Below are 22810 nucleotides of genomic sequence, written 5' to 3' on the forward strand. Positions count from 1 at the left end.
CGGCTGGTTCCGGCGCGGTCCAGTCCCGGCACCGTCGCCTCCGGCGGCTTCGCCGCATCGGATCCTTCGTCCATTGGCAGTGCATCGCCCGTCGCCCCCCAAAGTGTCCGAATCACTCCCCAGCGCCAGACGTTCGTGGCGCAGCCCCTTGTTCCGGACGATACACCACTTTCGTCACTCAGGGACATAGTTTCTCTACGCTCCGTCACCAACAAGGGAGTTGTGCCCACCGAGCGCATCCGGACGAACGCGGAGCGTGCGCGCCGCTCGTCAATTCGTGATCAACACCGTGTTCTCCACGGGCTCTCCGGCGGCGAAGGCGCGGAGCTGACGGGCCACCAGACGCTTGGCCCGCGGCTCGAACGCGGAGCTGCTGCCGCCCACATGGGGCGTGATCAGGACACCCGGAGCATGCCAGAGCGGGTGACCTGCAGGCAGCGGTTCCGGATCCGTCACGTCCAGCGCGGCGCGCAGCCGGCCCGACTCCACTTCGGCCAGAAGGGACTTGGTGTCGACGACGGGTCCGCGGGCCACGTTCACGAGCAGCGCGCCATCCTTCATGCGGCCGAGGAACGCGGCCCCCGCGAGCCCCCTCGTCTCCTCGGTGAGCGGTGTGGAAAGGATCACCACGTCGGCCGCGGGCAGGAGTTGGGGCAGCTCGGCGAGGGCGTGCACCGGCCCGCGCGCCGTGGTGCGCGCCGTCCGCGCCACCCGGACGATCCGCTCGCACTCGAAGGGCGCCAGCCGGTCCTCGATGGCCGCGCCGACCGCTCCGTAGCCGATGATCAGTACGGACTTGTCCGCGAGCGCCTCGTAGAACCCGAAGCGCCATTCCTCGCGGTCCTGGCCGCGCACCATGCCGGGGATCCCGCGCAGGGAGGCCAGGACCAGGGTGAGCGCGAGCTCGGCGGTGCTCGCGTCGTGGACGCCCTTGGCGTTGCACAGCCGTACGCCGGGGGCCAGGTCGCCGAGGCCGCCCAGGACGTGATCGACCCCGGCGGTCAGGGTCTGGACGACCCGCAGGCGGGGCATCGCGGGCAGCGGGCGCAGGGTGACGGCCGGGGACTTCATGTACGGGGTGACGTAGAAGACGCAGGCGGCCGGATCGGCCGGGAAGGCGTCCTCGCCGTCCCAGTGGCGGTAGCGGAAGGAATCGGGCAGGCCCTCGATCTCCCCGGCGGGGAAGGGGAGCCATACGTCGGGGGTCTCGGGAGTCTCTGCGGTCATGATCAGGAGGCTATGCCAGGGGATCCGGATCGAGCCGTTAGTTTGTGTGCCGGGAACGGGAGGCCCACCGAGGCCCGGGCAGGACCAGGGGGGAACACGCGGTGGAGCGCAGGTCGATCGGGGCGGGGGCGCTGACGGTGGGTGCCATAGGCCTCGGCTGCATGCCGATGAGCGGGGCGTACGCGCCTTCGCGCAGACGGCGCGAGGACTCGCTGCACACCGTGCACACGGCCCTCGACCTGGGGGCGAACCTGCTCGACACCGCCGATCTCTACGGCCCCTACACCAATGAGCTGCTCCTCGGCCGGGTGCTGCGCGAGCGCCGGCCGGACGCCTTCGTGTCCGCGAAGGCGGGGCTGCGGGCCGACGGGGTGCACGTGGTGGCCGACGGGCGCCCGGGATACCTGCGGCGGGCCTGCGACGCCTCGCTGCGGCGGCTGCGCACCGACGTCATAGACCTGTACCAGCTGCACCGGGTGGATCCGGACGTGCCGGTCGAGGAGTCCTGGGGCGCGCTGGCGGAGCTGGTGGGCGCGGGGAAGGTGCGGGCGCTGGGGTTCTGCGCGCTGGGGGCGGGCACCGGGCCGGGTGCGGGAACGGGCGGGGACCGGGCGTACGAGGCGACGGTCCGGCACCTGGAGCGGGCCCAGCAGGTGTTCCCGGTGAGCGCGGTGCAGGCGGAGCTGTCGGTCTGGTCCCCGCAGGCGGCGTGGCTGCTGCTGCCGTGGTGCGCGGCGCGGGGGGTGGGGTTCCTGGCGGCGATGCCGCTGGGGAGCGGGTTCCTGACCGGGACGCTGGTTCCGGGCGAGGGGTTCGAGTCCGGGGACGTACGGGCCCGGCATCCGCGGTTCACGGCGTACGCGATGGCGGCGAACCAGGTGCTCGTGGCGGGGCTGCGGCGGGTCGCCCGGCGGCACGGGGAGCGGGTCACGGCGGCGCAGGTGGCGCTGGCGTGGGTGCTGGCCCAGGGGCCGCAGGTGGTTCCCGTGCCCGGGGCCGGGCAGGCGCGCTGGGCGGAGGAGAACGCGCGGGCGGCCGAGGTGCGGCTGACCGCCGAGGACCTGGTGGAGCTCTCGGAACTGCCGGTGCCGGTCGGGGCCTGAACCACTCGATCGAGTGTACGAGTGACGGAACTTGGGGCATGGTCGGCGCTGTTGAGTCGTGTGAGGGCACGATCGGAGGACCGGAGGGGAGCGAGGACATGCGAAACGGACAGGGCCGGGGACGAGTGCAGGGACGAGAGCCGGGTCGGGGACCGGGCGGGGGGCCGGGGCTGCCGCCGGGGCCGGTCCGGGAGCAGGACCGGGAGCGGGCCCGGGCGGGCGGGCCGGTGCGGGCGTACGCCGGACCACACCCGCGGCCCCGTGGGGTACTGGCGGCATTCGCCCTGGCAGGGTGCGGGGCGCTGCTCGCGGCGGGTTGCTCGCCGCCGGCGGGCACCGGAGTCCGGCCGGGCGATGCGCCGGCGAGCTCGGCGGCGGGTTCCGCGCCACCGGGGGCCTCAAGCTCCCCGTCCGCGTCGGCCTCCGGGCCGCCGGCGCCGCCCGCGAAGGGCCGGGTGACGGTGACCGGCGTGGTCGCGCAGGGCCTGGAGGCCCCCTGGGGGGTGGCTCCGCTGCCCGACGGGAACCTGCTGGTCGCCTCGCGGGACAAGGGCACGATCAGCCGGGTCGATGTGGGCACGGGGGCCGTGACCCCCGTCGGGAAGGTGCCCGGAGTGGCTCCGGGCGGTGAGGGCGGGCTGCTGGGCCTGGCCGTGTCCCCTTCCTTCGCCTCGGACCTCATGGTGTACGCCTACTTCACCACCGAGTCCGACAACCGCATCGCGCGGCTGCGCTATGACGAGCGGAGACCGGCGGGCGACCAGCTGGGCGCGCCCGACACCGTGTTCCGGGGGATCCCCAAGGGGCTCATCCACAACGGCGGGCGGATCGCCTTCGGCCCGGACAAGATGCTCTACGCCGGGACGGGCGAGACCGGGGACACCGGGCTGGCCCAGGACAAGAAGTCGCTGGGCGGGAAGATCCTGCGGATGACCCCGGACGGGGAGCCGGTGCACGGCAATCCGGAGGCCGACTCCGTCGTCTACTCCTACGGGCACCGCAATGTGCAGGGGCTCGCCTGGGACAAGGACAAGCGGCTGTGGGCGGCCGAGTTCGGCCAGAGCACCTGGGACGAGCTGAATCTGATCGAGCCCGGCGCGAACTACGGCTGGCCGGAGGCCGAGGGCAAGGCCGGCAGACCGGGGATGCGCGATCCGGTGGCGGTGTGGAAGACCGACGAGGCCTCGCCGAGCGGGATCGCCTGGGCGCAGGGCTCCGTCTGGATGGCCGGGCTGAAGGGGCAGCGGCTCTGGCGGATTCCGCTGGCCGGTACGGAGCCGGTGGCGGCGCCGGAGGCCTTCCTGACGGGCGAGTACGGCCGGCTGCGCACCGTGGTGGCCCTCGGGGGCGACACATTGCTGCTGGTGACGAGCGAGACGGACGGGCGCGGGTCGCCGGAAACCGGTGACGACAGGATCCTGACACTGACCGTGGGATGACCGGCGGTCGACGGGCCGGGCCCCGACGGGGGAACGAAAGGCACGGTGGACGCGATGTTCAACATGATCGAGGAGCTGTTCAGTCCGGGCCGCAAGCACACGGACGAGGAGAAGAAGCGGCTGGAGCTCTCCCGGATCGACGTGAATGACGGCGATCCGGGAAAGGGTCCGATAGACCTGGACTCCGGCAAGGTGCTCATACGGGCCAAGGAGGACCCGGCGGCTTAGGCATCCTGCCCCGCGAAGCCGGGCGCGTGTCCTTCAGCGGGTCCCGGCCGGCTGCTGGGTCACGGGGCCGAAGAGCCGTAGCCGGTGGGCCAGCGCCGCGGCTTCGCCGCGGCTCGCCACGCCGAGCTTCGCCAGGATGTTCGAGACGTGCACGCTGGCCGTCTTCGGCGAGATGAAGAGCTCCTCGGCGATCTGGCGGTTGGTGTGGCCTGCCGCGACCAGGCGCAGCACGTCCCGTTCGCGGCTGGTCAGGCCCAGTGCCTCGACCGGGTCCGCGCCCGGAGCGAGCAGGGCCCGGGCGGCGGCGTCCACGGGGGTGAGCGGGAGCCGGGCGCGCTGGGCGAGCAGGGCCAGGTCCTCGCGGATCCTGCGGGCGCCGAGCTGCTCGGCGGTGGCGTAGGCCTCCTGGAGCAGTGCGGCGGCGGTCTCGCGGTCCCCGCCGGCAGCCAGCAGGGCCTCCACGAGCCGGTACTGGGCCCTGGCGAGCAGGTAGGGGCGCTCCAGGGGGCGTACGGCCGCTTCCACGCCCGTCCAGTCCGCGACGGTGTCCCGGCCCTCGGCGCGCAGCAGCTCGGCCCTGAGGTACTCGGAGTGGGCGTTCCACACCGGGACCGGTGTGGCCAGGCGCCGGGCCGCGGTGCGCAGCACCGTCAGCGCCTCCTCCCGGCCCGCCTCGGCGGCCGGCAGGCCGCGGGCCTCGGCTTCGGCCGAGGCGGCGGCGAGCAGCAGCGGCCAGGCGTAGCGGTGGATACCGAGCGGGAAGCCGTGCTCGATGACGGCGGCCACCTCCCTGCGGACGTCGGCTATCCGGCCCTCCGCCGCGGCCACTCCGATCGCGAGGCGGAACAGCGGGATCCGGTGCTGGGGCTGGCCGTCGTGGGATCCGAAGTGGGTGCGGGCGGCGGTGAGCTGGCCGGCGGCCTCGGCGAGTTCGCCGCGGGCCAGGGCCAGGTAGGACAGCCGTACGACGGCGGCGGCGCGCGGGGCGGCGCTGCTGACGAGGGTCAGGGTGCGCCGGGCCTGCGTCGCGGCCTCCTCCCACCGGCCCAGGCTGTACAGGCTCTCCGCCAGGTTGCCCCGGATGTAGGCCTCGGAGTCCATCAGATGGGAGTTCTTGACCAGCTCGGCGCCTTCTTCGGCCAGTTCCACGGCTTCGCGGGACCGGCCCAGGCTTTCCAGATGAGAGGTGAGGTTCACGTGCGCGCGTGCCACCAGCATGGGGAGTCCGAGGCCGGCGGCCCGGTTCTTGACCGCGTACATCTCGGCGAGTCCGCGCTCGGGGTCCCCGGCGTCGACGAGCAGGCTGCCGACGGTGATCCGGGCGTTGAGTTCGGTGTCCTCGGCGCCGACCATCCGCGCGTACTCCACGGCGCGTTCGGCGGCGACCAGGTTGTCGGGCCCCGGCTTGTGGAGCATGCCCCAGCTCGCGGCCCGGACCAGGACGTCGGCGTGCACCTGGGACGGGGGCAGCCCGCGGACGAGCTCCTGCGCCCTGGCCAGCTCCTCCCAGCCGTCGCCGCGGGCGAGACTGGCGATCATCCGGGAGCGTTCGGTCCAGAACCAGGCGGCGCGCAGCGGGTCGTGCCCGTCCTCCAGCAGCCGCAGGGCCGTCTTGGTCAGCTTCAGGGCGCGTTCGCGCTCGCCGCCGAAGCGGGCCGCGACGGTGGCTTCGGCCAGGAGGTCGAGGCGTTGCAGCGGGGTGGTCGCCGGGTCGCAGCCGCAGGGCGGGTAGACCTCGGTGTAGTCCGCCGGGCGCAGTTCGGCGCGCACCTCCTCCGGTACGGCCTCCCACAGTTCCATGGCCCGCTCCAGCAGGCGAAGTTGCTCGGAGTAGGCGTGCCGGCGCCGGGCGGCCACCGAGGCGGCGAGCACGGCGGGCAGGGCCTTGACCGCGTCGTTGGCGTAGTACCAGTAGGTGGCGAGGCGGATGACCCGTTCCTCCGCGCGGATCAGCGAGTCGTCCTGTTCGAGCTCCTCGGCGTAGCGGCGGTTGACGCGGGCCCGCTCGCCGGGCAGCAGGTCGTCGGAGACTGCCTCGCGGACCAGGGAGTGGCGGAAGCGGTAGCCGTCGCCGTCGGAGGTGGCGAGGAGGATGTTGGCGCCGACCGCCGAGCGCAGGGCTTCGATCAGTTCGTCCTCGGTGAGCCGGGTGACGGCGCGCAGCAGGGCGTACTCCACCGTGGAGCCGCCCTCGGCCACGATGCGCACGACGCGCTGCGCGGCGTCCGGGAGGACTTCGACGCGGACCAGGAGCAGGTCGCGCAGGGATTCGGTGAGGCCGGTGAGGCAGCCGCTGGCGCGGGAGGCGACGAGTTCCTCGACGAAGAAGGCGTTGCCGTCGGAGCGGTCGAAGACCGACTCGACGAACTCCTCGTCGGGCTGCGAGGCGAGGATCCCGGCGAGCTGGCGGCGGACTTCGGCCCGGTTGAAGCGGGACAGCTCGATGCGCTGGACGGTGCGCAGCCGGTCGAGCTCCGCGAGGAGCGGGCGCAGCGGGTGGCGGCGGTGGACGTCGTCGGCGCGGTAGGTGGCGACCACGACGAGCCGGCCGCTGCCGAGCGCGCGGAAGAGGTAGGAGAGCAGGTGCCGGGTGGAGGTGTCCGCCCAGTGGAGGTCTTCCAGGACGAGGACGACGGTGCGGTCGGCGGCGAGCCGTTCCAGCATCCGGGCCGTCAGCTCGAAGAGCCGGGCGGTGCTCTCCTCGTCGTGCGGGCCGCGCGGGGTCTCGCCCAGTTCGGGGAGGATGCGCGCGAGCTCGTTCTCCTGGCCGACGGCGGCAGCGGCCAGTTCGTCGGGGAGCAGGCGGTGCAGGGTGCGCAGCGCGGTCGAAAACGGGGCGAAGGGAAGCCCCTCCGCCCCGATCTCCACACAGCCTCCGACGGCCACGACCGCGCCGCGGCGGTCGGCCTCGGAGAGGAACTCCTCGGTGAGGCGGGTCTTGCCGACCCCGGCCTCGCCGCCTATGAGCAGCGCCTGCGGCTCTTGGCCGGCCGCGCGCGTCAGGGCGTCGGTGAGTACGGCCAGTTCGTCGGCTCGGCCGACGAACACCGGGCTGACAGATCTGGTCTCCACGCCGCCGAGCATCGCACAGGGGCCCTGCTCATCGGCACTGGATATCGGTGCGCTTCTCATCACGTGCCGGTGCCAACGGTCTCGCGCCGCGGGTTACGCGGCGCGGGTGAACCGGCCGCGCTGCCCTCTCACCGACCCCTCCGGTTCCTGGCTCCGGGAGAAGCGGCGGGCCTTCTTCGCCTCCCGGACCAGACGGTAGGCGTCGGCCTCGCGGATGAGGTCGGCGCGGCGGGCGGTGGCGATCTCGTACTCGAACATCTCGTGCTCCCTGGTTCGCGTTTCTCGGACACCTCGTTCGGTGTGATCCAAGATTCGCGCCCCAGGGGGTGCCGGCACATCGGGAGCATGCCGCATCTGTACGGGCCGGGGGGCCTTAGGCCGGGACCGGGGGTCCCTGAGGTGGCCTAAGGCAGTGCCTAGACGGGCCGCCGGGCAGCCGCGAACGGCCTAGGCGGACGGCCCGGAGGCGGTGAACGGCTTAGACGGCGGGGGCCGTCGGGAGGGCGAGGAGATACATGAACGCGAAGGCGACGATGCCGATCGCGGCGACGACGACGGCGGCCCAGGAGACGGAGCGGACCCAGGCGGGGAGGGTGCGGCCGGGGGCGCCGAAGGCCGGACGGGCCAGCACGAAGACGGCGATGAGCAGCGCGATCGTCGACAGGACGCCGTTGGTCAGGGCGGTCATGTGCCAGGCGTTGCCGTACAGCGCCTCGATCTTGGCCTCGGTGGTGGTGGCGTTGGCGGAGCTGATCTGGCCCTTGAGGGTCTCGCGCTCGGCTATGACGCGGGAGGTCCAGCTGCCGCTGAGGGCGATCAGGCCGAGACCGGCGGCGACGATCGCGGAGGCACCGGAGGCGACACCACTGCTCTGCTGCTCCTCGGCCGCGGCGTCGAGCTCGTCGAACTCCCCGTCCTCGGCGTCGAGGTCGGAGGCGGGGTCCTCGACCTGGGCCTCGTCGGTGGTGGTGATGTCCGCGGCGGCCGGGGCGGTCGTCTCGTCGGTGGCGGCCTTCTTCAGGTCGGCCGGGGAGTCCGCCTCGGGAGCGGTCGGGGCGGGGGTCTTGGTGGTGTCCATGCGGGGCACCGTAGGCGGCTTTTCTGAGAGGTTCCTGAGAATCCGGCCGGGCGGCGTGCGGCGCCGCGCCCCGGCCCCGCGACGGACTCGGGGCGGGGCGGCGGCGCACGGGCGCCGGGGGTGCCTGCGCGGGGGCTGCCCGCAACGGGGCTGCCTGCGCGGGGGCTGCCTACGCGGAGCGGGCCGCGGACCACTCGTGGGCGAGGAGCGCCCAGACCTCGGTGTCCTGGCGGACGCCCCGGTGCAGGTGGTTCTGGCGCAGGACGCCTTCACGGGTCATGCCGAGGCGCTCGGCCACGGCGAGGCTCTTCTTGTTGCCGGTGGCGGCGTGCCATTCGACGCGGTGCATGCCGCGCTCGCCGAAGGCGTAGTCGATCAGGACCCGGCAGGCCTTGGTCACCAGGCCGCGGCCGGCGGCGGCGGGCTCCAGCCAGCAGCCGATCTCACAGTTGCCCGTGCCCGCGTCGAACGCCGGGAAGAGCACCCCGCCCACGAGGGTGCCTTCGACGCGGATCCCGAAGAACCGCGCGCCGTCCTCCCCGGCCGTGAGCGCGTACTTGGCCAGCAGGGCCCGGGCGGACTCCAGGTCCGAGGACCGGTCGGGGAAGCCGACGTACTGGCCGATGAACTCGCGTCCGCGTTCGATGTGGGCGAAGAACTCCTCCGCGTGCCGGGCTTCCAGCGGGAACAGCTGGGCGTCGTCGGCGAGGTCTATCGAGAACATGCGCGTTCTTCCTTGGGTATCGAGCGGCGGATGGCCGGATCACCGGGAGCTGGTCGCGGGCTCGGCCGCTTCCTCGCTCGTGACGGGGGCCGCGCCGGGCCGTTGCAGGGGAAGTTTCGCATGCGGACGGCGCTCGGGGGGCTCGATGCTGATCTTCGGGAGCCGGCGGTCCAGCCAGGCCGGCAGCCACCAGTTGGCTCCGCCGAGCAGGTGCATCAGGGCCGGTACGAGGAGGGTCCGCAGGACGAAGGCGTCGAGGGCGACGGCCGCGGCGAGCGCGATGCCGAACATGGCGATGAGCCGGTCCCCGCTGAGCACGAAGGCCAGGAAGACGGAGATCATGATGACGGCCGCCGAGTTGATCACCCGGCTGGTCTCGGCGAGGCCGACGCGCACCGCCCGCCTGTTGTCCCCCGTCTCCAGCCACTCCTCGTACATCCGGCTGACGAGGAAGACCTGGTAGTCCATCGACAGCCCGAAGAGCACCGAGACCATGATCACCGGGAGGAAGGGCTCGACCGGCCCGGCGCTGCCCAGCCCGAGCGGTTCGCTGCCCCAGCCCCACTGGAAGATCGCGACGACGACTCCGAAGGAGGAGGCGACGGCGGCGACGTTCATGGCGGCCGCCTTGACCGGGATGCCGATGGAGCGGAAGGCCAGCAGCAGGAGCACGCAGCCGAGTGCGATGACCACCCCGACGAAGAGCGGCAGTTTGCCGATGATGACCTCGGCGAAGTCGTCGTACCCGGCGGTCACGCCGCCGACGTGGACCTGGAGGGAGCCGTCCTGGCCCTCGCGCGGGATGACGTCCTCGCGCAGCCTGTCGACCAGCTCGCTCGTGGCCCGGGACTGCGGGGAGGAGTCCGGTACGACGGTGACGACGGCGGTGTCGCCGCCGCGGTTGAAGACGGCCGGTCCGGCGGCGGCCACGCCCCTGGTCGTACGGAGCGAGTCGGTCAGCGCCTCCACGGCGACCCGGTCACCGGCCCCGCCGAGGCGGGCGACCACGGTCAGCGGGCCGTTCATCCCCGGGCCGAAGCCCTCCGCGAGCAGGTCGTAGGCCTTGCGGGTAGTGGAGGTGGCCGGGTTGTTGCCCTGGTCGGAGGTGCCGAGGTGGAGGGAGAGCGTGGGCAGCGCCAGCACCACCATGACCGCCGCGGCCACCAGGCCGAGCAGCTTCGGGTGCCGCTCGACGAAGGCCGACCAGCGGGCGGCGAAGCCGGTGACCGTGTCGGGCCGCGGGCCCTCGGCGGCGAGCTTGCGCCGCTCGCGGCGGGACAGCGCGCGCATGCCGATGTACGAGAGGAGCGCGGGCAGCAGAGTCACCGAGGCGGCGACGGTCAGCACCACGGTGAGGGAGGCGGCGATGGCGACGCCGTTGAGGAAGTTCAGCCGGAGCACCAGCATGCCGAGCAGCGCGATGCAGACGGTGGCTCCGGCGAAGACCACGGCCCGGCCGGTGGTGGCGACGGCGCTCTCGGCGGCTTCCGCGACCGGGAGCCCGCGTGTGAGGCCCTTGCGGTGGCGGGTGACGATGAACAGCGCGTAGTCGATGCCCACCCCGAGCCCCACGAGGGTGCCGAGCATCGGGGCGAAGTCGGCGACCGGCATCGCGTGGCCGAGCAGGGTGATGCCGAAATAGGCGGTGCCCACGCTGACCAGCGCGGTGGCGATGGGCAGCAGGCTGGCGGCGAGCGATCCGAAGGCCAGGAACAGCACCACCGCGGCGATGGCCACGCCGATGACCTCGGCGAGGTGCGCGGAGGGCGCTTCGGTGAGGCCGATGGCGCGCCCGCCGAGTTCGACCCGGAGCCCGTCGGCCTGCGTCGTCGGGTTCCGAGCGGCATCGACGACGGCCTTCGCCTCGCCCTTGGGCACCGAGTCGGCCTGCCGGTCGAAGGTGACCACGGCGTAGGCGGTCCGCCCGTCGGGGCTGATCCGGGCCCCGCTGTCGCCGCCGGGACCATAGGGACCGGCGACCGATCCGACCCCGGGCAGCCCGGCTATGGAGTCCAGGGCCCGCGTCATGCGCTCCCGGACGGCCGGCGTGCGCACGCTCTGCCCGTCCGGGGTCCGCCACACGATGGTGTCGGCGTCGCCGCCCTGGCCGGGGAAGCCCTCCCGCAGCAGGGCGTGCGCCTTGGCGGACTCGGTGCCGGGGACCTCGTAGTCGTTGGAGAACGCCGTCCCGGCCCCGACCGCGGCAGCGGCGGTTCCGCCGAAGGCGAGGAGCCAGATCAGAACGGTGACGAGTCGGTGCCGCATGCACCAGCGTGCGAGGGCTGACAACGGACGGGCTCCCTGGTGGTTCGGATCCTTACCGGGGAACGGCCCGTCGGGAAGAACGCGTGAACACTGAACACTGAACGCTGGGCGTCTGGAGTTTTGGTGGTGTGGCTGGTCTACACCTCAACGATCGCAGCGTCGCGTGATCGTTGGCGGCCATCGTGGGCAGCGTCACAGGCCTGCGGGCAGGTGCGGGACCATGGTCACACCGGCTTCGGAGCGGAGGTCCGGCCGGACTGGTCGTCGGACTGGTCGTCGGACTCTTCATGGGCCTCTTCGTGAGCCTCTTCGTCGGCCCCTTCGTCGGCCCGGTAGCCCGGCAGCGAAGGCCACCGCACGGTGAGCACCACCGAGTCCTCCTCCGCGTACCAGGAGTGGTCGACTCCGCGTCCCCAGACGACGTAGTCCCCCTGCTCGGCCAGTACGACGTTCCGGCCGGGGAACTCCAGCCGGAACCGGCCGCTGATCAGTACCTGCAACGCCGTACGGGACTCCCCGCGGACCCAGCTCGCCCGCTCCTCGCCCTTGGGGTGCACGCCCCACTTGATCTCCACGTCCTCGCTGTGGCGGGGATCGCCGGGCTCCTTGAAGTGCCCCAGCAGCCAGCCCCGGTCGACGGCGGCGTCGGGGGTGGCCTTGCCGGTGTAGACGGAGGGGTGGGCGGGGGCGGTGGGGTGCGTGGGATGCAGGGGGTGGGTGGGGTCGCTCACGGGGTGAGGTTAATGCAGTTGTCGGACCCGTCGGCGGCTGGTGAGCTGGCCGGATGACTATGGATCCGAATGACCTGCTGAAGGTGCGCGCCGAGTTCGACTCCGTGATGCGCCGGGAGGCCCTGCCCGACACCAGTGACGCGCGCGTGGAACGGGCGGGCGCGGTCGTACGGCAGATCGTGCCCGGATCCGGAGGGAACACCGTGCTCTGGTCGGACCTCGACGAGCACACGGCGGACGCGGCGATCTCGGAGCAGGTGGCGTTCTTCACCGCGCTGGCCGCCCGGGGCGAGGTCCCGTCGGCGGAGTTCGAGTGGAAGCTGTACGGCCACGACCGCCCCGCGGACCTCGGAGACCGGCTGCGCGCGGCCGGCTTCGTGGCGGAGCCCGAGGAAACCGTGCTGGTGGCCCGGGTGGCGGATCTCGCCACCCTGTCGGTGGAGCCGCCGGAAGGGATCACGCTGCGGGTGGTGACCGACGAGGCCGGGGTGGACCTGATGATGGAGGCCCACCGCCGGGCCTTCGGCTCGGACCGCCCGCGCATCAGGGACCTGATGCTGAACCTGCTCAGGGACGAGCCGGACACGATCGAAGCCGTCGTCGCGATGGCGGGCGACACCCCGGTGAGCGCGGCCCGGATGGAGATGCGCCCGGGGAGCCCCTTCGCAGGCCTGTGGGGCGGCGGCACGGTCCCGGAATGGCGGGGCCGCGGCATCTACCGCCTCCTGGTGGCCCACCGCGCCCGCGTGGCGGCCGACCGGGGCATCCGTTACCTCCAGGTCGACGCCTCGCAGGACAGCCGCCCGATCCTGGAACGGCTGGGCTTCGGCGTCCTGGGAGTGACGGTGCCCTGGATCTGGGAGGGGAAGGAGTAGGGCCGGCCGGGCGGACGAGCGGGACCGGTGAGAGCGTCCGGCCCGCCAGGCCGCCTGCCGGTCCCGGCCGTTTCAGCCGTGGTTTCCGGGCCGGAGCCTCAGCCGCCGGCCAGGGTGCGGTCCAGGAGGGGGAGCAGTCGGTCCCAGTGGCGCTTCCGCCCGGAGGCGCTGAAGGCGTCGGTGTCGGACATGGTGAAGCCGTGGCGGGTGCCGGGGTAGATCTCGGAGGTGTAGCCGACGCCTGCCGCGTCCAGGGCCCGGTTGAGCTCGCCGAGGGCCGCGGGTGTCATGTCGCCTTCGGCGTGGCCGAGGTGGACCTGGGCGGTGAGCTTGGAGAAGAGGTCGGCCCCATCGACACCCACGGGGCCGTGGAACGCGGCGACGGCCGCCACGCGGTCGGGGTGGGCCGCGGCGGTGCGCATCGCATAGAGGCCGCCTATGCAGTAGCCGGTCACCGCGACCGGTCCGGCGCCGACTTCGGGCTGGGTGGTGAGGAACCCGAGGTAGGCGTCGGCGTCGCTCAGGACGCGCTCGGCGGTGTGCGCCTCGATCAGGGGCATCAGCTGGTCGAAGAGCACGGGCCGGACCTCTTCGCCGATGTGCTCGGGAAGCTCGACCAACGGTGCCGGGCCGTGCCGGTGGAAGGAGTTGGGGACGAGCACGTAGTAGCCGTGCCCGGCCAGTTCGCGGGCCATCGCCCGCACCACGGGCCGGATGCCGAAGCCGTCCGCGTACATCAGCACCCCCGGGTGCCGCTCGCTGTGGTCGGGGAAGGCGGCGAAGGCGTCGGCCTGGCCGTCCGGGGTGGGAATCAGCAACGTCTTGGTACGCATGCATGCTCCTGTCGTGGTTGATGTACAGAACCTGTGATCAACACGACGAAGGCGGAGCCCGCGCGGCAGCGCGAGGAACTCGATCGAACAGCGGGCCCGCACCGGCCCGTACGGCGCTCAGAAGAGCCCCGGGTCACCGATCCGTGTGTGGCGCGAGGCCGTCCCGGTAGTCATGGCCGCACAGCGTAGCCCACCGGATCCGGGCCTCTTGTCCCCTGTCCTCTGTCCCCTGCTACGCCGCCAGGTCGATCCCCCTGCGCGTCAGCTTCAGCGTGTACACCGTGTCCCTGCTGAGCAGGCGGCTCACGCCCGTCGCCAGGGCCACCGCCAGCATGAAGGGGGCGATCAGGGTGTACTCGCCGGTGAGTTCCACCATGATGACCACCGCCGTGACCGGGGCCCGCGCGCTGCCCGCGAACACCGCCGCCATGCCGACCAGCGCGAAGGCGGGCACGTCCGCCGGGGAGGTCACCAGGCCGAAGGCCGCGCCGAGGGTGGCTCCGATGAAGAGGGACGGGGCGAAGACCCCGCCCGAGCCGCCGATGCCCATCGTGGTGCTCGTCGCCAGGATCTTGCCCAGCATCAGGAGCATCAGCAGACCCAGGGCGTACTTCCCGTGGACCGCGCCCTCCAGGACGGGGTAGCCGACTCCGTACATCTGGGGCAGCGCCAGCAGGATCAGGCCGAGCAGCAGCCCGCCCACCGCCGGGCGCAGCCATTCCGGGCCGCGCCACAGCCGGTCGCACAGGTCCTCGGCCGCGTACAGGAAGCGGGTGAAGCCGATGCCGACGGTGCCCGCGAGGATTCCGAGGGCGGCGAAGAGCAGGTACTGCCCGGGGTGGTCCACGTGCATCGCTTCCAGGACCAGGAACGGCCGGTCGCCGAAGACCGCGCGGGCGAGGGCGCAGGCCGTGACGGAGGCGAGGGCGAGGTACCCGAAGGTGCGGGAGGTCCAGCGGCGGAGGATGAGCTCCATGGCGAACACGACGCCCGCGAGCGGTGCGTTGAAGGTGGCCGCGATGCCGCCGGCCGCGCCGCAGGCGAGGAGCAGTTTGGTGTGCTTCTCGTCGGACTTCAGCAGGCGTCCGAGGGTGGAGCCGAGTGCGGCGCCGATCTGGACGATGGGGCCCTCGCGGCCGACGGAGCCGCCGCCGCCGATGCAGAGGGCGGAGGCGAGGGATTTGACGGCGGCGACGCGGCCCTTGATCCGGCCGCCGTTGTGGGCGACGGCCAGCATGACCTCGGGGACCCCGTGCCCGCGGGCCTCGCGGGCGTAGCGGTGGACGAGCGGGCCGTAGACGAGGCCGGCGACGACGGGGGCGAGCAGCACGAAGTACGGGCCGAGGAAGCGTGCGCCGGGGTTGGCCGCGTGGCCGGCGCCCGCGTAGTCGGCGTGGCCGGAGAGCAGTTCGGTCGCCCCGATCACCATCCACCGGAAGAGCACGGCTCCGACGCCCGCTCCGATGCCGATGAGGAGCACGGCTCCGAGGGTCTTCAGGTGGGAGATATGGGTGATGTGGGTACGACTTGGCGGCATATGTTCACTTTAGGAACAAAAAACGGAACGCCGTAGGGGCGAACGCCTTCCACCCCCCGGGACCAACGGGGCAAGATCTCAGCCATGGCTGCCACAGAATCCGCCCACCGCACCGCCCCTCCCCTCACCGGGAGCGAGCGCGAGACGCTCCGCGCGTACCTCGACTTCCACCGGGCCACCCTCGCCTGGAAGTGCGAGGGCCTCACCGACGAGGAGCTGCGCCGCCAGGCGTCCCCGCCCTCCACGCTGTCGCTGCTCGGGCTGGTCCGGCACATGGCGGAGGTGGAGCGGCACTGGTTCCGGCGCACCTTCGGCGGGGCGGACGTCCCCCACCTGTGGTCGGACACCCACGATTTCCAGGCCGCCTACGACGCCTCCGGCTCGACCCGCGCCGAGGCCTTCGCGGCCTGGCGGGCGGAGGTCGAGCACTCCCGCGCGGTGGAGGAGGCCGCCGAGTCCCTGGAGGTGACCGTGCGGGTGGAGAAGTGGGAGGAGGACGCCTCGCTGCGCCTGCTCATGCTGCACATGATCCACGAGTACGCCCGCCACAACGGCCACGCGGACTTCCTCCGCGAGGCCGTCGACGGCACCACGGGCGCGTGAGCGGCCCCACCACGGACTTCGGCGGACACCCGCCGGCTCACCCCCGATGCGCCGGAAGCTCCGGAAGTTCCGGGAGCTCCGGAAGTTCCGGGAGCTCCGCCAGGAATCGGGTGACCAGGGCGGCCCACTCCTGCGGGCGCTCCACGAACGGGAGGTGCCCGGTGGGCAGTTCCGCCCACCGCGCGCCGGGCAGCGCGTCCGCCACCGCCCGCTGGAGTTCCACCGGTACGAGGCGGTCGGCGGTGGTCGCGATCACGAGCGCGGGTACGCCCACCCGTGCGAGGTCGGCGCTCAGGTCGGCCCCCTTCACCAGCGCGGCGTGATCCCCGCCGCCGGGCGGGAAGGAGGCAGCGGTCGCCCGGACGGCCGCCTCCACCTGCTCGTCGGTGAGCCCCTCCAGGGCCTGCGGGCTGAGCGTGAGCGGCACGAGGAGCCGCGCGAGCAGCTCGGCTTCCCCGCGCCGGGCCGGCTCCGACCAGAGGTCGGTGATGCTCCCGAGCCACTGGCCGGCCCGCGCGAAGGTGGCGGTGAGCACGAGCGCGGTGACCCGCTCCGGGTACCGGGCGGCGATGCGCACGGCGACGTTCCCGCCGAGGGAGTAGCCGAGCACGGCGAACCGCTCCAGCCCCTCGGCATCGGCGGCGGCGACCAACTGGGCCGCGAGTTTGTCCAGTTCGAGCGGCGGGGCGGTGCCGTTACGTCCTTCGCGCGGGCGGCGGCGCCGACTCCCCGCCCGATACCCCGAGGTCGGCCCGCATCGCCGCCCGCATCACCCGGAGCGGTTCCCAGATGCCTTGTTGGGCTTCGCCTGCGGCCTCCATCGACTCGCCCGGGTCGGGGGCGCCCCGTTCCAGGCGCTTCACCTGCCCGTAGACCGCCGTCAGGGCATGGTGGACCACGGTCGCGGGGGTGAGGACGGGGTCGGGTGCGACCATCTGCGCCTCGGAATAGCGGTCGCGGAAGGCGTCCTTCGCCGCGTCGAGCGCGACCCGGTCGGCGTCCTGGACCCGGCGCTCGCGCAGGGTGTGCAGATGCTGGTTGAGGGCCGTGGTGAACTGCCGGGCCTCCCGGTTGAGGTCCGCGTAGCAGGTGCGCCGCAACTGCAGGTTCTCGCGCGCCACTTCGTGCCTGCGCACGAGTTCGATCTCCCGGGCCTTCCCGCGCGCCGCGCCGCGCTGGGTGAGCAGTGCGGCGCCCAACGTGCCCGCGACGCCCGCCACGGCGATCACCATCGCACCGATCTCCACCGTTCCCCCGCCCCCGTCCGACGCAGTCCGCCCCAGTTCGCCTGCCCCGCGCCCAGTCTGCCCGACCCCCTTCCCGTTGATCCCCGAAAAGGGGTGTGCGGGCCGATTCCCATTGACCCCGCCAACCACCGCACGGGAAGCTGATCCCCACTCAAACACTCGGCGCTGGGGGGAAATTGACCAGCCAGAATCTGCACATCGGCCCAGACGCGGCAGCGGACCGCTACCGCTTGCTCCGGGCCATCGGGCGCGGCGGGGAGGCCGTGCTCTATCTCGCGGAGATCGAGCTCGCGGGAGGATCCGAGCCCGTCGTCGTGAAGGTGCTCGACTCCAAGACCACGATCACCCCGGACGTCTTCGACCGGATCAGCCAGAAGTGGAACGAGCAGGCGGAACTGCTGCGCTTCGTCCACCGGCCGGGCGTCGTGGGCGTGCGGGAGCACTTCGAGGGGCCGCCGATCCACCGGCCCGGGGAGTCCTCGACGCTGACCGGGCGGGCCCTGGTCCTGGTCATGAACCACGTCGACGGACTCGACCTGCGCGACTGGCGGGCCGAGCGGACCCTCGCCACGCCCGCCGAGCGGCGCGAAGTCATGCGCACGCTGGAGCAGTTGGCCGACGTACTGGACTGGCTCCACTCGGGGAAGGCCACCCCCTCCGGGCGCCAGGTGATCCACGGCGACCTGTCGCCCGGCAATGTCATGGTCGACGCGCACGGGCAGGCCACCCTGGTGGACTTCGGCCTGAGCAAACTGACCGCCGACCACCAGACGGCGGAGGTGTGGTTCACCCAGGGCTACGCGGCGCCGGAGGTCTTCGAGGGCAAGCGCACCCCGGGCGCGGACCGGTACGCCTTCGGGGCCATCGCGTACTTCCTGCTGAGCGGGGAATCCCCGCCCTCGACGCCCGAGCTGCTGGCTGGGGCCCTCGTACGGCTGCCGCAGTTCGCGGTACTGGACGCGGAGCAGCGGGCGCGGATCGCCTCCATCTACGCCGCCGATCCGCTGAAGCGTCCGCTGAACCTGGCGGGCTGGATGAAGGACATCCGCCGCGCGGTGGTGTCCACCACCACGTCCACCTCGCAGCGGGTGGTCCAGGACGCGGTGCCGGTGCCGGTGCCCCCGGCGGCTCCCCCGGCTCCGGCCTCCGCTCCGCCGAAGCCCGTGGCGCCGCCCCAGCAGCCCTCGCAGCCGCCGGCCGCCCCGGTGGCGGCCCCGACCGTCCCGGCGGCTGCCCCGGCGGCTCCCCCGGTGTACACCCCGCCGCCCGTGTACACGCCCCCGCCCACCGAACCGGTCTACGCCCCGCCCCCGGTCCAGGCCAGCGTGCCGGACGGGTACGGCCCGGCGCCCACGGCCACGCTGGCCGCGCAGGCGGCACCGGAACCGCCGCCGCGCAAGAAGCGGCGCACCGGACTGCTGCTGGGTGCGCTGCTCGCCGTCCTGGTGGTGGCGGCCGGCGCGGTCGTCGGCGTACGGATGCTCGACAAGGACAAGGACGCCGACAAGGCGGCGGGCGGCGGTGACAAGCCGGCCTCGTCCTCGTCGGCCTCGACACCCGCCGGCCAGGCGTCCACGCCCAGCCCGACGCCCTCCGACCCGACCGCGTCCGCCTCCCCGTCCGACGACACGACGGCCCAGCCCACGGGCACGGGTTCACCCCCGTCCGGGGTGGCTCCGGGGGTGAACGTGGCCGATCTGACCGTCATGAGCCCGGTGAACGACCTCGGCGGCTTCGAGGTGGAGTCCGCCAAGATCGACACGAAGACGTACGGGGCCGCCTTCGTCACCACCGTGACCTGCAACTCGGACTCGTACACGGAGTTCGACCTCAACCGGGAGTGGAAGCGGCTGGAGTTCACCGCGGGCATCCTCGACGGCTCCCGCTACGAGCGGGGACGGGTCACCATCTCCGTCGACGGCCAGCCGGCCGTCTTCTCCGAGCAGTTGGAACTGGGCAAGCCCCTCACCCGCAGCCTCGACGTGACGGGCGCCCTGCGGTTGCGCGTCAAGGCCGACAAGGGCTGCAACAGCGGAACCGTGGTCATCGCGGCACCCCAGCTCAAGCGCTGACGCCGGGGCGCTCACGCGGCGCACGAAAGGCCCCGCACCGTGAACACCGGTGCGGGGCCTTCGTACGTACGGCGGGAGCGGTCTCCGCTACTCGGAGACGCCCAGGCGCTCCAGGATGAGCTCCTTGACGCGGGCCGCGTCCGCCTGGCCGCGGGTGGTCTTCATGACCGCTCCGACCAGCGCGCCGACCGCGGCGACCTTGCCACCGCGGATCTTGTCGGCGATGCCCGCGTTGCCCGCGATGGCCTCGTCCACGGCCGCGCCGAGCGCGCCCTCGTCCGAGACGACCTTCAGGCCGCGCTTCTCGACGACCTCGTCCGGGGTGCCCTCGCCGGCGAGGACGCCTTCGAGGACCTGGCGGGCCAGCTTGTCGTTGAGCTCGCCGGCCGCCACCAGGGCCGCGACGCGCGCGACCTGGACGGGGGTGATGGGCAGCTCGTCGACGACGACGCCCTGCTCGTTGGCGTTGCGCGCCAGCTCGCCCATCCACCACTTGCGGGCGGCCGTCGAGTCGGCGCCGGCCTCGATGGTGGCGACGATGGAGTCCACCGCGCCCGCGTTGAGGATCGACTGCATGTCGTGCTCGGTGACGCCCCACTCCTGGAGGAGGCGGTTGCGGCGCGCGCGCGGCATCTCCGGAAGACCGGAGCGCAGCTCCTCGACCCAGGTGCGGGCCGGGGCGATCGGGACCAGGTCGGGCTCCGGGAAGTACCGGTAGTCCTCGGCGTTGTCCTTGATGCGGCCGGCCGTGGTGGAGCCGTCCTCCTCGTGGAAGTGCCGGGTCTCCTGCACGATCGAGCCGCCGGAGGAGAGCACCGCCGCGTGGCGCTGGATCTCGAAGCGGGCGGCGCGCTCGACGGAACGCAGCGAGTTGACGTTCTTCGTCTCGCTGCGGGTGCCCATGGGCACCTCGGGGCTGGTGCGCAGCGACAGGTTGACGTCGCAGCGCATCTGGCCCTTGTCCATGCGGGCCTCGGAGACGCCGAGCGCCTTGATGACCTCGCGCAGCTCGGCGACGTACGCCTTGGCCACCTCGGGGGCGCGGACTCCGGCGCCCTCGATCGGCTTGGTGACGATCTCGATGAGGGGGATGCCGGCGCGGTTGTAGTCCAGCAGCGAGTGGGACGCGCCGTGGATGCGACCGGTGGCGCCGCCGACGTGCAGCGACTTGCCGGTGTCCTCCTCCATGTGGGCGCGCTCGATCTCCACGCGGAAGATCTCGCCGTCCTCCAGCTGCACGTCGAGGAAGCCGTTGAAGGCGATCGGCTCGTCGTACTGGGAGGTCTGGAAGTTCTTCGGCATGTCCGGGTAGAAGTAGTTCTTCCGGGCGAAGCGGCACCACTCGGCGATCTCGCAGTTCAGCGCGAGACCGATCTTGATGGCCGACTCGATGCCGATCTCGTTGACGACCGGCAGCGCGCCGGGCAGGCCGAGACAGACCGGGCAGGTCTGCGAGTTGGGCTCGGCGCCCAGCTCGGTCGAGCAGCCGCAGAACATCTTGGTCTTCGTGCCGAGCTCGACATGGACCTCGAGGCCCATGACGGGGTCGTACGACGCGAGGGCGTCCTCGTACGACAGCAGTTCAATGGCAGTCACAGTGGAAATTCCCTCTCAGCCCAGCAGGACGTCGTCGTCGCCGAGACGCTTCAGCTCGCGGTACAGGATCGCGAGGCCGGTGACGATGGCGGCGGCGGACACGACGGCGTCGATCAGCTTCAGCGTGTCGTGCTCGGTGCGGGCCTTCTTGGCCTGCTTGACCACGCTGAGGGCACCGAAAGCGGTGGTGCCGATCGACAGGTACGTACCGGACTTGGACTTCCTGAAGCCCTTGGCCTTGGACAGCGCACTCGTATTGGAACTCACAGCGACGGAGCCTCCTCAAGCAGCGGGTGGCCCCAGCGCTCGACGAAGGCGGCCTCGACGGCGGCACCGACCTTGTACAGCCGGTCGTCCTTCATCGCCGGGGCGATGATCTGGAGCCCGACCGGGAGACCGTCCTCCGGAGCCAGGCCGCAGGGCAGCGACATGGCGGAGTTGCCGGCCAGGTTGGTCGGGATGGTGCACAGGTCGGCGAGGTACATCGCCAGCGGGTCGTCGGTGCGCTCACCGATCGCGAAGGCGGTGGTGGGCGTGGTCGGCGAGACGATCACGTCGACCTGCTCGAAGGCCTTCTCGAAGTCCCGCGTGATGAGCGTGCGGACCTTCTGGGCGGAGCCGTAGTACGCGTCGTAGTAGCCGGAGCTGAGCGCGTACGTACCGAGGATGATGCGGCGCTTGACCTCGTCGCCGAAACCGGCTTCGCGGGTCAGCGCGGTGACGTCCTCGGCGGACTTGGTGCCGTCGTCGCCGACGCGCAGGCCGTAGCGCATGGCGTCGAAGCGGGCCAGGTTCGAGGAGCACTCGGACGGCGCGATGAGGTAGTACGCGGCCATCGCGAGGTCGAAGGACGGGCAGTCCAGCTCCACGATCTCGGCGCCGAGCTCCTTGAGGAGGGCGACGGACTCGTTGAACCGCTGGACGACACCGGCCTGGTAGCCCTCGCCGGCGAACTGCTTGACGACACCGACGCGCATGCCGGCGACGGAGCCGCTCAGGGCCGCCTCGACGACCGGCGGGACCGGGGCGTCGATGGACGTGGAGTCCATCGGGTCGTGGCCGGCGATGACCTCGTGGAGGAGGGCCGCGTCCAGGACCGTACGGGCGCAGGGGCCGCCCTGGTCGAGGGAGGAGGAGAAGGCCACCATGCCGTAGCGGGAGACGCCGCCGTAGGTGGGCTTCACGCCGACGGTGCCGGTGAGGGCCGCGGGCTGGCGGATGGAGCCGCCGGTGTCCGTGCCGATGGCCAGCGGCGCCTGGAAGGCGGCCAGCGCGGCCGCGGAGCCGCCGCCGGAGCCGCCGGGGACGCGGGTGAGGTCCCAGGGGTTGCCGGTGGGCCCGTAGGCGCTGTTCTCGGTGGAGGACCCCATGGCGAACTCGTCCATGTTGGTCTTGCCGAGGATGACGACGTCGGCTTCCTTCAGCTTGCGCGTCAGGGTGGCGTCGTACGGCGGGATCCAGCCTTCGAGGATCTTCGAACCCACGGTCGTCGGGATCCCGACGGTGGTGAAGATGTCCTTGAGGGCGAGCGGTACGCCGGCCAGCGGGCCGAGCTTCTCGCCGCGCTCGCGCTTGGCGTCGACGGCGGCGGCCTGGGCGAGGGCGCCCTCGCGGTCGACGTGCAGGAAGGCGTTGACCTTCTCGTCGGTCGCCCCGATGCGGGCCAGGTGGGCCTCGGTGACCTCGACGGCCGTGAGCTCGCCGGAGGCGATCTTCTCGGCGGTCTGGGCGGCCGTGAGCCGGATGATGTCGATGGTGCTGTTGATGTCAGCCATGGTGATTAGTCCTCCCCCAGGATCTGCGGCACCTTGAAACGCTGCTGCTCCTGGGCGGGAGCGCCGGAAAGCGCCTGCTCGGGGGTGAGCGACGGACGGACCTCGTCCGCGCGCATGACGTTCGTCAGCGGCAGCGGGTGGGAGGTCGGCGGGACGTCTTGGTCGGCGACCTCGGAAACGCGGGCGACCGCGCCGATGATGTCGTCGAGCTGTCCAGCGAAGTGGTCGAGCTCTTCGCTCTTCAGCTCCAGACGTGCCAGCCGAGCGAGGTGGGCGACCTCCTCGCGCGTGATGCCAGGCATGCAGCGATCCTCTGGGGGTTCGGGTGTGTAGGTTTCGGCCCCAATCCTATGGGGCCCCGCCCCCGCCCGACGCCCCGGTTTCCCCCCGGGGCGGTACGAAGCC

Annotated in this window: 20 protein-coding genes and 1 pseudogene; 6 read left to right on the plus strand and 15 right to left on the minus strand. The window is 72.4% G+C overall.

From position 1 onward, the window contains the following. Positions 1–270: 270 nt before the first annotated feature. The gene (locus ACFYYB_RS13210) at positions 271–1227 is read right to left on the minus strand and encodes a 2-hydroxyacid dehydrogenase (protein ID WP_389435247.1); all 957 of its coding nucleotides are present in this window, start codon (positions 1225–1227) and stop codon (positions 271–273) included. A gap of 101 nt (positions 1228–1328) precedes the next feature. Between ACFYYB_RS13210 and ACFYYB_RS13215 the strand changes: the two genes are divergently transcribed. Genes ACFYYB_RS13215 through ACFYYB_RS13225 form a run of 3 tightly spaced genes read left to right on the plus strand, consistent with a single transcriptional unit; the run spans position 1329 to position 3997 of the window. Next, positions 1329–2330, plus strand: coding sequence for an aldo/keto reductase (locus tag ACFYYB_RS13215; protein WP_389435249.1), 1002 nt, complete (start codon positions 1329–1331; stop codon positions 2328–2330). Between the two features lie 38 nt (positions 2331–2368). Next, positions 2369–3769, plus strand: coding sequence for a PQQ-dependent sugar dehydrogenase (locus ACFYYB_RS13220; RefSeq protein WP_389435250.1), 1401 nt, complete (start codon positions 2369–2371; stop codon positions 3767–3769). A 54-nt stretch (positions 3770–3823) separates the two neighbouring features. Further along, positions 3824–3997, plus strand: coding sequence for a DUF6191 domain-containing protein (locus ACFYYB_RS13225; RefSeq protein ID WP_389435251.1), 174 nt, complete (start codon positions 3824–3826; stop codon positions 3995–3997). A 33-nt stretch (positions 3998–4030) separates the two neighbouring features. Here ACFYYB_RS13225 and ACFYYB_RS13230 read toward each other — a convergent pair whose 3' ends face one another. From ACFYYB_RS13230 to ACFYYB_RS13255, 6 genes are all read right to left on the minus strand, one after another. Continuing rightward, positions 4031–7081 (minus strand): helix-turn-helix transcriptional regulator, encoded by a 3051-nt coding sequence (locus ACFYYB_RS13230; protein ID WP_389436182.1) that lies wholly within the window; start codon positions 7079–7081, stop codon positions 4031–4033. 81 nt (positions 7082–7162) lie between these two features. After that, the gene (locus ACFYYB_RS13235) at positions 7163–7327 is read right to left on the minus strand and encodes a hypothetical protein (RefSeq protein ID WP_389435252.1); all 165 of its coding nucleotides are present in this window, start codon (positions 7325–7327) and stop codon (positions 7163–7165) included. Between the two features lie 220 nt (positions 7328–7547). Continuing rightward, positions 7548–8147 (minus strand): hypothetical protein, encoded by a 600-nt coding sequence (locus ACFYYB_RS13240; RefSeq protein WP_389435253.1) that lies wholly within the window; start codon positions 8145–8147, stop codon positions 7548–7550. 169 nt (positions 8148–8316) lie between these two features. Continuing rightward, a complete protein-coding gene (locus tag ACFYYB_RS13245; protein WP_389435254.1) occupies positions 8317–8871 on the minus strand; it encodes a GNAT family N-acetyltransferase in 555 nt (184 codons plus the stop codon). Positions 8872–8910: 39 nt separating this feature from the next. Further along, complete coding sequence (locus ACFYYB_RS13250; protein WP_389435256.1) at positions 8911–11160, minus strand: MMPL family transporter; 2250 nt, start codon at positions 11158–11160, stop codon at positions 8911–8913. A gap of 200 nt (positions 11161–11360) precedes the next feature. Continuing rightward, positions 11361–11846, minus strand: coding sequence for a signal peptidase I (locus ACFYYB_RS13255; protein WP_389436183.1), 486 nt, complete (start codon positions 11844–11846; stop codon positions 11361–11363). An 80-nt stretch (positions 11847–11926) separates the two neighbouring features. Here ACFYYB_RS13255 and ACFYYB_RS13260 point away from each other — a divergent pair, with 80 nt between their 5' ends. Continuing rightward, positions 11927–12742 carry a GNAT family N-acetyltransferase gene (locus ACFYYB_RS13260; RefSeq protein ID WP_389436184.1) on the plus strand — a complete coding sequence of 272 codons (816 nt, stop codon included), beginning with the start codon at positions 11927–11929 and terminating at the stop codon, positions 12740–12742. A gap of 98 nt (positions 12743–12840) precedes the next feature. Here the strand turns inward: ACFYYB_RS13260 and ACFYYB_RS13265 are convergent, their stop codons facing one another. After that, positions 12841–13575, minus strand: coding sequence for a dienelactone hydrolase family protein (locus tag ACFYYB_RS13265; RefSeq protein WP_389435257.1), 735 nt, complete (start codon positions 13573–13575; stop codon positions 12841–12843). A 241-nt stretch (positions 13576–13816) separates the two neighbouring features. Then, positions 13817–15112 (minus strand): annotated as a pseudogene (locus tag ACFYYB_RS13270) (chloride channel protein); the annotation flags it as partial. An 84-nt stretch (positions 15113–15196) separates the two neighbouring features. Between ACFYYB_RS13270 and ACFYYB_RS13275 the strand changes: the two are divergent. Then, positions 15197–15715: a DinB family protein gene (locus tag ACFYYB_RS13275; RefSeq protein WP_389435259.1), complete on the plus strand. Its 519-nt coding sequence runs from the start codon at positions 15197–15199 to the stop codon at positions 15713–15715. Positions 15716–15752: 37 nt separating this feature from the next. Here ACFYYB_RS13275 and ACFYYB_RS13280 read toward each other — a convergent pair whose 3' ends face one another. Both ACFYYB_RS13280 and ACFYYB_RS13285 read right to left on the minus strand, forming a co-directional pair. Next, the gene (locus tag ACFYYB_RS13280) at positions 15753–16367 is read right to left on the minus strand and encodes an alpha/beta fold hydrolase (protein WP_389435261.1); all 615 of its coding nucleotides are present in this window, start codon (positions 16365–16367) and stop codon (positions 15753–15755) included. Positions 16368–16410: 43 nt separating this feature from the next. Continuing rightward, entirely contained in the window at positions 16411–16947 is a 537-nt protein-coding gene (locus tag ACFYYB_RS13285; RefSeq protein WP_389435262.1) for a hypothetical protein, read from the minus strand. A 191-nt stretch (positions 16948–17138) separates the two neighbouring features. Here ACFYYB_RS13285 and ACFYYB_RS13290 point away from each other — a divergent pair, with 191 nt between their 5' ends. Further along, on the plus strand, positions 17139–19034 hold the full coding sequence (locus ACFYYB_RS13290; protein ID WP_389435263.1) for a protein kinase: 1896 nt from the start codon (positions 17139–17141) through the stop codon (positions 19032–19034). A gap of 87 nt (positions 19035–19121) precedes the next feature. Here ACFYYB_RS13290 and gatB read toward each other — a convergent pair whose 3' ends face one another. From gatB to gatC, 4 genes are read right to left on the minus strand one after another with little or no spacing between them, the layout of a single operon-like run. Continuing rightward, positions 19122–20630, minus strand: coding sequence for an Asp-tRNA(Asn)/Glu-tRNA(Gln) amidotransferase subunit GatB (gatB, locus tag ACFYYB_RS13295; protein WP_389435264.1), 1509 nt, complete (start codon positions 20628–20630; stop codon positions 19122–19124). A gap of 15 nt (positions 20631–20645) precedes the next feature. Beyond that, positions 20646–20897, minus strand: coding sequence for a hypothetical protein (locus ACFYYB_RS13300; RefSeq protein ID WP_266904189.1), 252 nt, complete (start codon positions 20895–20897; stop codon positions 20646–20648). Further along, positions 20894–22405 carry an Asp-tRNA(Asn)/Glu-tRNA(Gln) amidotransferase subunit GatA gene (gene gatA / locus ACFYYB_RS13305; protein ID WP_389435266.1) on the minus strand — a complete coding sequence of 504 codons (1512 nt, stop codon included), beginning with the start codon at positions 22403–22405 and terminating at the stop codon, positions 20894–20896. Before gatA ends, ACFYYB_RS13300 begins: the two co-directional genes overlap by 4 nt. A gap of 5 nt (positions 22406–22410) precedes the next feature. After that, the gene (gene gatC / locus ACFYYB_RS13310; RefSeq protein WP_007266718.1) at positions 22411–22707 is read right to left on the minus strand and encodes an Asp-tRNA(Asn)/Glu-tRNA(Gln) amidotransferase subunit GatC; all 297 of its coding nucleotides are present in this window, start codon (positions 22705–22707) and stop codon (positions 22411–22413) included. Positions 22708–22810: the final 103 nt, after the last annotated feature.

Origin of the sequence: Streptomyces sp. NPDC002886 (assembly GCF_042888445.1) — a bacterium.
Classification (GTDB): domain Bacteria; phylum Actinomycetota; class Actinomycetes; order Streptomycetales; family Streptomycetaceae; genus Streptomyces.